Consider the following 13,827-nt stretch of genomic DNA (forward strand, 5'->3'; position numbering starts at 1 on the left):
CGGCCGCCGGAGTGACCGGCGCGCCGCTTCAGGCGGAAGGATCGCTGGTGATGCTCGGGGCTGTGGATCTGGAACTGGCCGACGCGCCGGCGTGCGAGGATCGGACCGCCCCGCTCAGCCGGCATATCCTGTTTCTGCAAGGGCCGTTGTGCCCGCTCTATGCCCGCATGGGCGCCTTGATGCGGGGGGCCGGGCACCGTGTGTCCCGGATCAATTTCTGCCCCGGAGACTGGCTGCACTGGCGCAGCCCGGATGCGCTGTCCTATCGCGGACAGCCGGAAGCGTTCCGGCATTTCATCGACGATTATCTGCGACAGAACGCTGTCACCGATCTGGTGCTGCATGGCGACCAGCGGATCTATCACAAGGCGGCGATCGCGGCAGCGGCCCCCCTCGGCATCCAGATCGCGGTGACCGAACTTGGATACCTGCGCCCTGGCTATCTGACCCTCGAGCGCGACGGCCTCTCCACCTTGAGCCGCTTCCCCGACGATCCCGATGCGATCCGGGCACTGGCAGCCGAGGCCCCGGAGGCTGACCTTGAGCCGATCTATCCCGGCTCCTTCGCCCTCGAGGCGATCCCGGACATGATCTACAATCTTTTCAATGTGTTCGCTGGATTTACCTATCCGCATTATCAGCGCCACACGATTTACCATCCGCTTGTCGAATATCCCGCCCATGGGCTGCGTCTCCTCGGCAAGGGCCGCCGCAACACGGCTGTCGCCAGCGCGCAGACGCTGCTGTTTGCGGGCAACGCGCCCTTTTTCGTGCTGCCGCTGCAGCTGGAGGGGGACTTTCAGCTGCGTGCCCACTCGCCCTACACCAGCTTTGCCGAGGTCATCGAGACCGTCATCGCCTCCTTTGCCGCCAATGCGCCGCAGGCAAGCCGTCTTGTGCTCAAGAGCCATCCGCTCGATGCCGGGTTCGAGCGCTGGCCAGAGCGGACAGTGGCGATTGCCGACCGGCACGGGGTACGTGACAGGGTGCTGTTCTTCGACGGTGGCACGCTCGGCCCCCTGTTCCAGCGTGCGGCCGGCGTGGTGACACTGAACAGCACGGCGGGACTGGAAGCGATGCAGGCCGGTTGCCCGGTCAAGACGCTGGTGCCGGCCCATTTCGACATTCGCGGGCTGACCCATTCCGGACCGCTCGATGGCTTCTGGACTGCACCGCAGCGGCCGGACCCGGAGCTGCTCGACAACTACATCCGCGCAATCGCCGCCAATATTCAGGTTCGCGGATCGATCCATAACCGCGAGGGCCTGGAGGCGGCAGCCGGGAACATGGCACGCCGGATCCTTGATCGCGGTCTCAATCAGGGTGCTGCCCATGTGACGCCGCCCCCGCGTCTGGCGCGGGCGAGGGCGCTCGGGGTGCCGCTGTGAAGAGACGCGCACCACGCCTGGTGGTGGCCGATCCGGCGCTGGAGCCTTTGCATGCGGATCTGATCGCCCTGTCGCGCAGCCGGACCGGGCCGCTGGCTGCCTGCAGCATGGCCAATGGCCGCCGGCGCATCATCGCCACCGGGTTCGATGCATCGGCCTATGCACGGGCCCGCAACGAGGCGCTGGCAACGGGGGCCTGCCTTGCCCTGGTGTTTCCTGGGCCCTTCGGCACGGAGCCGGTGAGCCGCTTTCCGCATGTGGTCGGGCTCATTGTCGTGCCGTCACGGGTGCTGCTGCTGTCGGAACAGCCGCAGACGGCGTTTTTGTCTTCTTTGCGCGCGCTTGCACCGGCGGACCATGGCGCAGCGCTTGCCGCATGGCGCGCGGACTGGCCGGATCCCTGGTATCGCCACGCACCGCTGGACCTGCCGGAGACAACGAACTTCCCGCTCGAGCTGCGCCACCTGCAGGCCGACCGGCCGCCGGATGACGGCGAGTTTCGCCTCGTCGCCAGCGGCAACGGGGCTTTCGCGCCTTGCAGCGACACCAGCGCCCGCCTGCTGCGCGCCGCGCCAAGCCCCGGCAATCCGCGTCCCTGGCTGGCGGCCGCAAGCCAGCTGGAGACCGACAGCGCGTCGCTGGCGCTCTACGCGGTCCTCTGCGGCATCACGCTGGCCGAGGCCCCGGCCGGATCGGCGGCAGCGCTGATTACGGCGGCACCGGATCGTGATGCGCTGACCGCCGTTCTGGCTGCCGAGGGGCTGGCCTGGATCGAGCCCTATCAGCGTCAGGCCGTCAGCCTTGCCGAAGGCCTCGACATTGGGGCGGCGCTGGCAGATGCCTACAGCCGCAATGCCCAGAGCACTTATTGCGTTGGCGCGCAGAGCTGGAACCATCCGGCGATCCGCGCGACCTTTGCCGGTGCTGGCGGCGTCACCTTCTGCAGTGCCCCGGCAGCGGCGCTGGAGGGCGCGCGCAAGACCGGCGGGCGGATCCTGTCCTGGGCCAGCAAGACCACACCGGAACTGGAGGCAGCGGCCGAGGCAATCGGCGTGCCCCTGCTGCGCATCGAGGATGGCTTCCTGCGGTCGGTCGGGCTCGGTGCGGGTCTTGCCCGCGGGGCCTCGCTCGCCGTTGATGATCGCGGCATCTATTACGATCCCTCGCGCCCCAGCGCCCTCGAGCGTCTGCTGATGGAGGCGGACGTCAGTGCGCAGCAGAAGGCGCGCGGTGCCGCGCTGCGCCAGGCCATCGTGGCGGCGCGGATCACCAAGTACAATTTCGGCGAACGGCGCAGCTATGCCTTCCCGACGGACCGGCACGTGGTTCTCGTGCCCGGCCAGGTCGCCGACGATGCGGCCGTGCGCCGGTCGAAGTCCGCGACCATCGACTGCGCCAACACGCCCAACGTCAACCTTGACCTGTTGCGGCTCGCCCGGCAGCGAAATCCGGACGCCTATCTGGTGTTCAAGCCGCATCCGGACGTGGAAACCGGCCTGCGCAAGGGCAAGATCGATGACACGGACCTCGTCGGTCTTGCGGATTTCGTCGCCCGGGATGCCGATATCGTGGATCTGATCGAGGCGGCAGACAAGGTCGAGACCTTCTCCTCCCTGTCCGGCTTCGAGGCGATGCTGCGCGGCAAGGCGGTGACGACGCACGGTTTGCCGTTCTATGCCGGCTGGGGCCTGAGCGAGGACCTGACCGCCTGTGAGCGGCGCGGGCGGGCGCGGGAGCTTGACGAGCTGGTCTATCTGGCGCTGGTGGTCTACACCCGCTGCATTGACCCTGTGACGCTGCTGCCCTGCCGGCCGGAAGACGTCATCGCCCGGCTTGTGGCACAGCGCCAGAGCCGGCGTCACAGGCTCGTCGCCGACTTCTGGCGGCATCTTTCCTGGCTCGGCCGACGCCTGGGCCTTTAACCTCCCGAGGACTGCATGGCCCGTTTCTCCCCGACCTCGATTGTCCTGACAGGCGCCAGCGGGGGCATCGGCACGGCGCTGGCGCATGAGTATGCGGCTCCCGGCCGCGTTCTGCTGCTGGTGGCTCGTGATGCGGACAAGCTCAAGGCGCTGGCCCGTGATGTCGAGGCGCGCGGGGCGACGGCAGAATGGGCAGCCATCGACGTGCGCGACCGGGCTGCGCTCAGGGCCGCGCTCGCCGAGTTCGACGGCCGCCATCCGGTGGATCTGGTGATCGCCAATGCCGGCGTCACCGGCGGGCTTGGACCGGACCGCTCGCGCGAGCCGGATGCAGCGTCCGACCGGCAGTTCGACATCAACCTCGGCGGGGTCATCAATACGGTGACGGCGCTGGTGGAACCGATGCGCCTCAGGGGCCAGGGCCGGATCGCGCTCGTCGCCTCGCTGGCGGGCCTGCGTGCCCTGCCGGACATGCCGTCCTACAGCGCGTCAAAGGCGGCGGTGGTCGCCTATGGCCATTCCCTGCGTGGATGGTTGAAGCCCTTCGGCGTGTCGGTGACAATCCTGTGCCCCGGTTTCGTCACCTCGCCCATGTCGGCCCGGCACAAGGGGGCCAAACCTTTCGAGATCTCCGCCGAGGATGCCGCCCGCCGCATGCGCCGGGCCATCGAGCGCCGCGCGGCGATCCATGCCTTCCCGCTGCTGCTCGCCACCGGCATCTACCTGCAGGGCCTGCTGCCCCCCAAGCTCGCCGACCTGTTCATGAAGGGATTTGAAGCCGAGATCGACCCGGATCCGCGGTTCGAGCGGGAGTAGGGGGGATCGCAGCAGACGTGCCGCTTGCCGTCGCCTCCCTCTCCCCCCTTGAGGGGGAGATGCCCCCGGAGGGGGCAGAGGGGAGTATGCAGCACTGCAGCTTTCGCTGGTGTCGTGACGGGGACGAGGGGCCGATACCCCCCTCTGTCTGCTGACGCAGACATCTCCCCCTCAAGGGGGGAGAGGGGCGCGATAAACGGCGCCCTGGAGAGATCAGCCCTTACCGCGTGGCCTTCAGCAGCCGCTCCACGGCTGAGCCGCCGGCGCGGACGCCATCCAGTTCTTCGGCGGTGATCGCCACCACGCGGTCGATCTGCTCGAACGTGTGCTCGCTGGTGATGAAGAAGCGCAGCCGGGCGGCCTTTTCCGCCACCGCCGGGAAGATGATCGGCAGGGCGTTGACGCCGCGCTCCAGGAGGCGATTGGCGAGGGTCACGGCGCCGATGCTGTCGCCGACGATGACCGGAACCACCGAGTAGCCGGCACTCGGTCCGGTGTCGAGACCGGCAGCCTTGGCCGCTTTCAGGAAATGCTGGCCATTGGCCTGCAGCCGGGCCACCCGCTCCGGCTCCCGCTCCAGGAGTTCGGCGCTCTTGGTTGCCGCAGCCGTGAGGGCCGGGGAGAGGCCGACGGAGAAGACGAAGCCTGGAGCCGTCGCCTTCAGGTAGTCGCACAGCACCCGCGATGCCGCGATATAGCCGCCGCAGGACGAGAAGGTCTTGGACAGGGTCCCCATCCACATCTCGACCTCGTTCGGGTCGACGCCGTAATGCTCGGCAATGCCGCGTCCGGTTTCTCCAAGGACGCCAATGGAATGTGCCTCGTCCACCAGCAGCCAGGCATCATAGGCCTGCTTCAGCTTGACCACGCGCCTCAGATCCGGGAAGTCGCCATCCATCGAGTAGAGGCCTTCCACGACGATCAGCACATGCTCGTACTTGTGCCGGTTTTCCGCCAGCAGACGCTCCAGCGCATCCAGATCGTCATGCGGGAAGTTGATCCGGGTTGCCCCGGACAGCCGCGCGCCTTCGGCGATGGAATTGTGCACGAGCTGATCGGTGAGGATCAGGTCGCCCTTGTTCATCAGGTGGCCGATGGTGGTGACATTGGTTGCGTGTCCGCTCACCATCACCACCGCCGCCTCGGTTCCGTGGATACGGGCGAGCGCTTCTTCCAGCTGCCGGTGGATCGGCCGTTCGCCGGCCACAACGCGGCTGGCCGATACGCTGACGCCATAGGTCTCGACGGCTTGTTGCGCAGCGGCAATCACTTCCGGATGACCATTGAGGCCAACGTAATTGTAGGAGGCAAAGTTGTCGTAGACCTTGCCGTCGATCGTCGTGGTTCCGGCGGCGAGGCCATCATGCGCCCGGAAGAACGGGTTGCCGATCCCCATCATTTCCGCCGCCGCACGCTGCATCTGCAACTGGCGTACCTGCGGCAGTTCGGTGAAGTCGAAGGCGCGGCGCTTGGCCGGTGCCTCGGCGCCCGCTGCCGGCGCGGCGGGACGGCGGTCGCGGCCAGCACGGCGGCCAGCGCGCACGCTGTCCATCAGCTTGTCGCGGTCTCCGCTGGCAATGCCGCCAAGGCTCGGGCGCTTCTCTGTCATAGCAGGGACCTCATCTCGCGGCTCTTGGCTTCAACCTGTTCGGCAATCCCGGCCAGGTCACCGGCCTCGGCGAAGTCGCCGGAGACGTGCTGGCTGGCGAGCTGCTGTGCTTCGGCCGATGCACCATTGTCGCCTTCACCGCCAAGAACGCGGTTGACCACGCGGGTGGCAAGGTCGATCAGCGTCGCGCCATTGGCCAGCGACATCAGCGGGATGTCGATGCCGAGCTGGCGTTCGGCGCTCATGCGCAGCTCAAGTGCCATGAGCGAGTCCATGCCGACGTCCGACAGCGGCTTGTGCGGATCGATCTCCTCCGGCGCAATGCGCAGGATCTTGCCGATCTCGCCAGCCAGCAGGCCACACACGGTGGTCACGGCCTTGACCTTGTCCATGCCCTTCAGGAGCACGTTGAGGTCAACGGCGCCTTCTGCAACCGCGCCGTCTTCGGCGGACCCGAGCCCCATGAGATCGACCAGCGGCGTATCGAGCAGCGCCAGTTCGCGCCGGGCCGACTGCCAGTCGATGCGGGCAAAGCCGACTGCCGCCGTCTCGAGATCTGTCTGCGGCTCGCCCATCAGCGCAATCAGCCCGTCGAGGGCTTCGCGTGCGGAGAGAGCGTGGCGGCCAAGCTTGCGCGACAGCAGCTCGTTGACGTCCTGGTTGCGGGCGAGATAGCCGGCATCCGAGATCGCGCCCCAGGCCACGGCAAGGCCCGGCTTGCCGGCAGCGCGGCGCTTGCGGGCCAGCGCTTCCAGATAGCCGTTGGCGGCAACATAGTTCGCCTGTCCCGGGTTGCCGACGAGCGTCGTTGCCGAGGAGTACAGCACGAAATGCTCCAGCGGATCGTTCGCCGTCAACCGGTCCAGCAGCTCCGCGCCGCGCACCTTCGGTGCCAGCACGCGGGTCAGGCCGTCGTGGTCGAGGTTGGAGATCAGCACGTCGTTCAGCACCATGGCGGTGTGGAACACGCCGCGGATCGGCGGCAGGCTGGTCCGCGCCGTCTCAAGGGCGGCAGCAAGGCTCTTCTCATCGGTCAGGTCGCAGGCCGGAGCCACCACCTTGACGCCGCGTGCCGACAGTTCAGTGATGACTGCGGCGGCTTCCTCGGTGCTGCCACCACGCCGGCTGAGCACGACGAGATTGCGTGCGCCCAAATCGGCCATGCGGCGCAGCAGCTCGGTGCCGAAGCCACCGAAGCCGCCACCGATCACATAGGTCGCATCTGCACGCAGCGCGAAGTCATGGCTGCGGCGCACATCGGCCGGCACATGCGGCGGCCGCAGGATGATCTTGCCGATATGCCCGGCCTGCTGCATCAGGCGGAACGCCTCGACCACGCCATCGGCCTCGAAGACGCGATAGGGGAGCGGTGCCAGCGTACCGGCTTCGAACAGGCGGACCAGCTCGACGAACAGCTCCTTGGCCAGCTTGGGCTGACGGGTCAGCAGCTGGTCGGCATCGATGCCAAAGTAAGTCAGGTTCTGGCGGAACGGCCTGAGGCCAATGCGGGTGTTGCCGTAGTAGTCGCGCTTGCCCAGTTCCAGGAAGCGGCCGAACGGACGCAGCACCTCGATGGAGCGTTCCATCGCCTCGCCGAACAGCGAGTTGAGGACGACATCCACGCCTTCCCCGTCGGTCGCGGTCATGACTTCGTCGACGAAGGCAAGGCTGCGCGAATCCAGCACCAGATCGGCGCCGAGCAGTCGCAGGAAGCTGCGCTTCTCTTCAGAGCCAGCGGTCGTGATCACCCGCGCACCGCGCCACTTGGCAATCTGCAGGGCGGCCAGGCCGACACCGCCGGCGCCGCCGTGGATCAGCACCGTCTCGCCTTCCGACAGACGGGCCAGATGCACCAGCGCGTAATAGGCGGTCAGGAACGTGACCGGAATGGTCGCAGCCTCTTCCGGGGAGACGGTCGTGGGCATCGGGGCACAGGCATCCTCGGACACCGTCACATGCGAGGCAAAGCAGGCCGGCGCAAAGGTGATGACCCGGTCGCCCGGCCGGAACCGGCCGGCATCCGGACCGGTCGCCAGCACGATACCGCAGCATTCCATGCCAAGCGTCGGGCCGGCAAAGCCGTCTTCCAGCGCCTCTTCCGGCAACAGGCCAAGCGCCCACATCACATCGCGGAAGTTGAGGCCGCTGGCCTCGACCGCGATCTCGATCTCGTTGCCTTCAGGTGCCTTGCGGCCAACCGCGTGCCAGGACAGCTGGTCCAGCGAACCCTGACGCAGGATATCGAGGCGCATCGCCGGGTTGGCTTCAGGCGCGACTTCGCTATCACTGAACAGGCCACCCTGCACGATGCGCAGACCAGAGCGGCGGCGGCCGTCAATGATGACTTCCCGCTCTGCGCCGCTCTTGAGGATCTCATCGGCAAGGCGCACGGCGGCAACGCCGGGTTCCAGCGTCGGCGACACGTCGATGAGGCGGATGCCGGCGTTGGCGAACTCGTTCATCGCCACGCGGCCATAGGCCCAGACGGCGGCCTGGTCAGGACGGTGCGCGGAGCCACCGGCTACATCCTGCATGCCGCCGGGGGCGACGATCCAGAGGCGTGTGTCAGCAAAGCCGATGCTGTTGAGAAGGCGCGTCAGCTGCCACGTGCGCTGGTCGACGACAGCCAGTGCATCGCCGGCGGGAGCATAGGCTCCGGCCAGATGGACGATCCCGGCGCTGGCGCGCTTCAAGAGCTGCGCCGTCTCGGCATTGCCGGCGTCAAGGTTGAGGTTGATGAGGCCATCGCCGGCACCGGTTACGGCATCGGCAACGGCAACGGCAATGGTCACCTTGAGGCCACGCGGCGCGAGCGTCGTGATCAGAGCTTCGGCCAGCTTGCGGCTTTCGCCATCGGCGTCAGCAATCACCAGCAGTTCGGAGGCGGTGACGGTCTCGGCATCAGCTGCCCCGGTTGCGGCCTGCGCCAGGGGCGGCTTGCGGGCAGCAATGAGGGTTGCCTCGGCGACGTCGCTGGCAAGCGCGGTGGTCTCTACGGCTTCGAGCCCGAAACCTTCCAGAACGCTGCGCCATTCCTCAGCGCCGCGCTGCCGCGAGATCGGGAAGCTGGCGACTGCGGTCTCACGCCACCAGTCTGCGCCGATACCGCGCAACAGGTCTGTGAGCGGGGAGGGCACGAACTCGGCGCTGAACAGCAGCCCGCCTTGCACGAGATGCTTGGCAACGGCCGCAATGTCGTCGGCGTTGCGGTCACTCAGGCTGCCACCGGACAAGATGATGTCGAACGGACCGGCGGCGGCAAGGCCATCGGCGTCGTCGAAGGCAATAAAGCGGAGATTGTTCGAGCCGGTCCACTGCCGCTCGGCGCGGCCGAGCAGTGTTGACACCGGGTCGGTGACGGTCACGGAAGCGCGGCGCGGATCGGCGGCCCGGTCGAGGGCCAGCAGCAGTTCCGGGCTGTCGGCACCCAGCACCATCAGGCGCAGCGCCTGGTCCTGCGGCCAGCCGGCGATGATCTTTTCGGCCAGGTGACGCAGGCCCTCGTTGCGGGCAAGCGCAGCCGGCGAGGAGGTCTGATAGGCCTCGTACAGGCCAGAGGCAAACCAGCCCGATGCCTTGTCTGCAAGACCCCGGGCCAGCAGCGCCTCAAGGCCTTCGTGCAGGCGCGACAGCAGCGAGGCTTCAGCGATGTGGCCGGAGGCCTCCAGCGCAACGGTCTTCAAAAGGTCAGCCGTCGCCGGGCCATCCGCCGGATCCGTCAGGACGGTGTGGCTGCCGGCTTCATCGGCCAGGCCACTGTCGATCAGCCAGCCGACGAGGGCATGGACGAGCGGCAGGGCGCTGTCGGCGATCTTGCCGCTGGCAACCAGCGCGTCGACATCGAAATTCGCCCCACCAGCGATGCGCCAGAGCGTCTCGTGGGCGATGGTCCGCCCCATCGCCTCGACCAGCAGCAGGGTCTCGCCCGGCTCGAAGTCAGTTTCGCTGGCAATGCCGGCGGCCCGGGCAAAGGCGGCAAAGCCCTCCGGCATGACGTCGGCGATCGGGGCAATGCGCGCGGCGTCAGGCAGCAGCGTTGCGAACGTGCGGTAGGCAAGGTCGTCGCGGCGGGTTTCGCGGCCAAGGCGCACCGCGCGGAAGCGGGCCTGGGTCAGCCGGGCAATGACGTCGCCATTTGCGTCCAGATACTCGAAGCTTGCCTCGATGGAACGCGGCGAAGCCTTGGTGACCTTGATCGTCACGCTGGCCGGAACGGCTTCCGGTGCCAGCAGGCGCAGCGCGCCGAAACGGATCGGCAGGAAGCTGGTCTGCGCCGGGATTTCCTTCACGCCGTTCAGCAGCGCGAACAGGCCGTGGAAGCCTGCGTCCAGCAAAGTCGGACACAGCGCGAAGCGTTCGTCTGCCAGCGTCTCGATCTGCGGCTTCAGGGTCACCGTTGCGGTCGTCGCATCATGGGTGACGACGGTTTCCGCGCGCTGGAAGGCTGGGCCGTAGCGCAGCCCAAAGGCCCGGGTGACCTCGTAGAGGGCCGCATGGTCGAGCGTGACAAGCGTCTCGCTTCCGGTCTTCAGAACCGGCGTCCGGTCCTTGCGAACGGCGGACACATAGTGGCCACGGGCATTGAGCGCCCATTCGGCACCCGCCAGACGCGGCCGCGACATGACTTCCACGACATGGTCGTCGGAGGAGATGCGGACCTGGGTCTCGAAGGTCTCGGCACCGTCAAACACCAGCGGCCGCAGGATGTCGAAATCACGCAGCTCGATCTCGTCGGCACCGGACCAGCGCAGGGCAGCGCGCAGGGCCATTTCGGTGTAGTAGCCGGCGGCCGGGAACACGATGGACTCTTCCACCTTGTGATCGGCCAGCCAAGGCAGCATGGCCGGATCAACGTGGTTGAACCACTCGCCCACGTCCTGGCGCAGCCGGTAGCCAAGCAGCGGCCAGCTCTTGCCGAACATGTAGTCGACGCTTTCGGCCGTCGCCTCAGGCTTGAAGGGCACGTTCTGCCAGGGGTAGTTCGGCAGGGCAACCGGCTGCAGCGGCGCTTCGCCGAAGAACGCATCCAGCTCGACCGCGCCACCAAAGGCCAGCACGCCGGCGGCGGTGTGCTCGACCGGATTGCGGGCGGTTTCACCATTCTTGGCCGGCATGTCGAGGCTGGCGAGCACATCGGCACGCTGGCCGCCCTCGCGCAGCACGTCGGTCATGTAGGTGCCGAGCACCGGACGCGAGCCAATTTCCAGGAACACGGAGATGCCGTCAGCCGCCATCGCCTCGATGGCCGAGGAGAACAGCACCGGCTGGCGCACGTTGCGCCACCAGTAATCCGGGTCCAGCGCCACATCGCGCTTGTCCGGGTCAACGGTCGAATAGAACGGGATGTCGGACTGACGCGGCACAACGCCATCCAGCGCGGCCAGCAGCGGCTCGCGGATCGGCTCCACCAGCGCGCAGTGGAACGGATAGGCGAGGTTGAGCTTCTTCATCGCCCAACGCTTCTTGCGGGCGTATTTGCCGAAGGCGTCGAGGCTCTCGACCGGGCCGGAGATGGTCACGCTGCGCGGCGAGTTGATCGCGGCCAGCTCGATGCGTGGGAACCCGGCCTCGTCGATGGCTGCCTGTGCGTCCTGCGCCGACAGCAGGAGGGCGGCCATGGTGCCAAGATCACGAATGACCTCCTGACGCGTCGAGCGGGCGTGGATGACCTTGACGGCCTGGTCCAGCGTCAGCGCGCCAGAGCACCAGGCGGCCGCGACTTCGCCCACGCTGTGGCCGGCAACCGCGCTCGGGCGCAGGCCGCGCTTGGCCAGCGCCTCGACGAGGGCAACCTGGACGGCAAACAGCAGCGGCTGTGCGATTTCCGTGCGCTCGATCTCGTTTTCGAGATCCTCGGAGAACAGCGTGGTCAGCAGCGACCAGCCGCCAAGGCCCATGAACTTGCGGTCGACGCGCTCGAAGGCCTGCTGGAACGCCGTGTCCTTCTGATAGGCATCGCGACCCATGCCGGCCCATTGCGAGCCGTTGCCGGAAAAGACGAAGCCAACCTTTTGCTCGCCCTTGACCGAGCTGCCCTGCACGAGGTTCGGGCAGGTTTCGTCGGCCAGGAAGGTCTCGAGCACCCGGCGGCGCTCATCGGCCGTGGCGCCCAGCACCACCAGGCGGTCGCCAAGAAGGTCGCGGGTATAGGCGGCGGAGGCCGCGATCTGCGCGGCCTTGCCGTCAGACGCGCCCTCCAGCGCCTCATGGTAGCGGCGGGCAAGCTGGCCGAGTGCGGCCTTGCCGCGAGCGCTCAGCACCAGCGGCGTGTCCAGGCGCAGCGCCTCGGCGGTGGCCTGAGCCGCGTCGCGGTCACCGTCGGCAATCACCACATGCGCATTGGTGCCACCGAAGCCGAAGGAGTTGATGCCGGCAAGGCGCGGCTTGTCCGAGGTCTTGAGGGCAACCGGCTCGCTGGCAACCTTGAGGTTCAGCTCTTCGAAGGCGATGTCCGGATTCGGCGTGTTGAAATGCAGCGAACGCGGCAGCTCGTTGTGCTCGAGCGCCAGCAACGACTTCAGCAGACCGACGAGACCGGAGACCGGCTCCAGATGGCCGACGTTGGTCTTCACCGAGCCGATATGCAGCACTTCGTCGCGCTTCTGCCCGATCACGGTGCCAAGCGCTTCCGCTTCCGCCGGATCGCCGACGCGCGTGCCGGTGCCATGGGCCTCGACGAAGGCCAGCGCATTGGGGTCAACCCCGCCAGCGCCATACATCTCGGCGAGCAGCGCTGCCTGGGCGTAGGGCGAGGGCAGGGAGAGACCGACCGTGCGGCCATCGGCGTTGATGCCCGAGGCGAGGATGCGGCCATGCACCCGCGTGCCATTGGCCCGCGCGACGCGCGAGGACTGCAGCACCAGGACGACGCCACCTTCCGAACGGACGTAACCGTCACCATTGGCGTCGAACGCCTGGCAAAGCCCGGTGGGCGACAGCATCGAGGCGCGGGAGAAGCCGACGAAGGAGAACGGGCTCAGCAGCATGCTGACGCCGCAAACGATGGCGGTGTCGATCTGTCCGCTTTCCAGCGCCGAGACCGCTTCGTGCAGGGCGACGAGCGAGGACGAGCAGGCCGTGTCCACCGTGAAGGACGGGCCACGCAGGTCATAGATGTAGGAAATGCGGTTCGAGACGATCGACAGCGTGTTGCCGGTCATGAACTGCATGTCGGCGTTGGGCGGATCGATCACGAAGCGGTGGTGATAGTCGAGCGAGGACGCGCCAACATAGACGCCCGTGGAGGTGCCAGCCAGAGCGCTCGGCGGCAGGCCAGCCTGCTCCAGCGCTTCCCAGACCAGCTGCAACAGGATGCGCTGCTGCGGATCCATCTGCAGCGCTTCGCGCGGCGAAATGCCGAAGAATGACGGATCAAAGCCCCAGACGTCATCCAGCTGACCGGCGGCCCAGGTGTAGGCCTTGCCGGCAGCGCTCCGGTCCGGATGACCGAATCGCGCCAAAGGCCAGCGGTCATTCGACACGCTGGTAACCGAGCAGCGACCTTCTTGAAGAAGATTCCAGAATTCGTTCGTATTTGCAGCGCCGGGAAGGCGGCTTGCATAACCAATGATTTCAATGTTGCTCTTAATAGAAGCCATTCGAAAAGCCTGTGCGTCCTACCGTCTTGCTTGGTCAATCAGTTCTGCTTGAGCTTCATTGAAGCGGGGCGAGCAGTGTCACTGTTGACTGGCGCGAAGACGCAAATCTCTCATTGGTTACGAACTGGGCCGGCATAGGTCCTCGTCTCGATCTGTCAGATTAGAGGTGGATCTCCCCGAGTGGACCCGCAGCTCACTATCCGAAAACATCTACGCTATTTGCCGTCCCCATGACAACAACCAGTCCCGACTTGGCATGGGCCAGCGGACCTGGCCGTGCAACGGACACGGCGGCTCAGATTGCGGATACTCGGGCAAGATGGCATGTGCAAGGCGAAAGCAGCGCCAACCGCTCTTTACTCCCGGTTAAGGGTCCCGATGAGCACACGTCGTCATCTTTCGGGACTGATGGCGACGGGAGAAATTCCAGCGCAGGCACAAAAACAGCTTCGGGCAAGACCGTCTGCCCGACGGTCTTGCCCGAGTGCCTGGCC

The 13,827-nt window shown here is 66.9% G+C and carries 5 protein-coding genes; 3 read left to right on the forward strand and 2 right to left on the reverse strand.

Annotation, left to right across the window (positions count from 1 at the left end; translation table 11 throughout):
• The first annotated feature begins 50 nt into the window (after positions 1-50).
• From OVA12_RS22305 to OVA12_RS22315, 3 genes are read left to right on the forward strand one after another with little or no spacing between them, the layout of a single operon-like run.
• Positions 51-1,388, forward strand: a complete 1,338-nt coding sequence (locus OVA12_RS22305; RefSeq protein WP_268140892.1) for a capsule biosynthesis protein — start codon at positions 51-53, stop codon at positions 1,386-1,388.
• Entirely contained in the window at positions 1,385-3,310 is a 1,926-nt protein-coding gene (locus tag OVA12_RS22310) for a capsular polysaccharide export protein, LipB/KpsS family (protein ID WP_268140894.1), read from the forward strand. Before OVA12_RS22305 ends, OVA12_RS22310 begins: the two co-directional genes overlap by 4 nt.
• 15 nt (positions 3,311-3,325) lie before the next feature.
• Positions 3,326-4,126, forward strand: coding sequence for an SDR family NAD(P)-dependent oxidoreductase (locus OVA12_RS22315; RefSeq protein ID WP_268140896.1), 801 nt, complete (start codon positions 3,326-3,328; stop codon positions 4,124-4,126).
• A gap of 220 nt (positions 4,127-4,346) precedes the next feature.
• Here the strand turns inward: OVA12_RS22315 and OVA12_RS22320 are convergent, their stop codons facing one another.
• Together OVA12_RS22320 and OVA12_RS22325 are read right to left on the reverse strand one after the other, a co-directional pair.
• Positions 4,347-5,678: an aminotransferase class I/II-fold pyridoxal phosphate-dependent enzyme gene (locus OVA12_RS22320; RefSeq protein WP_442793929.1), complete on the reverse strand. Its 1,332-nt coding sequence runs from the start codon at positions 5,676-5,678 to the stop codon at positions 4,347-4,349.
• Positions 5,679-5,731: 53 nt separating this feature from the next.
• Positions 5,732-13,333, reverse strand: coding sequence for a type I polyketide synthase (locus OVA12_RS22325; protein WP_268140900.1), 7,602 nt, complete (start codon positions 13,331-13,333; stop codon positions 5,732-5,734).
• Positions 13,334-13,827: the final 494 nt, after the last annotated feature.

The organism is Pannonibacter sp. SL95 (genome assembly GCF_026672425.1).
Taxonomy (GTDB): domain Bacteria; phylum Pseudomonadota; class Alphaproteobacteria; order Rhizobiales; family Stappiaceae; genus Pannonibacter.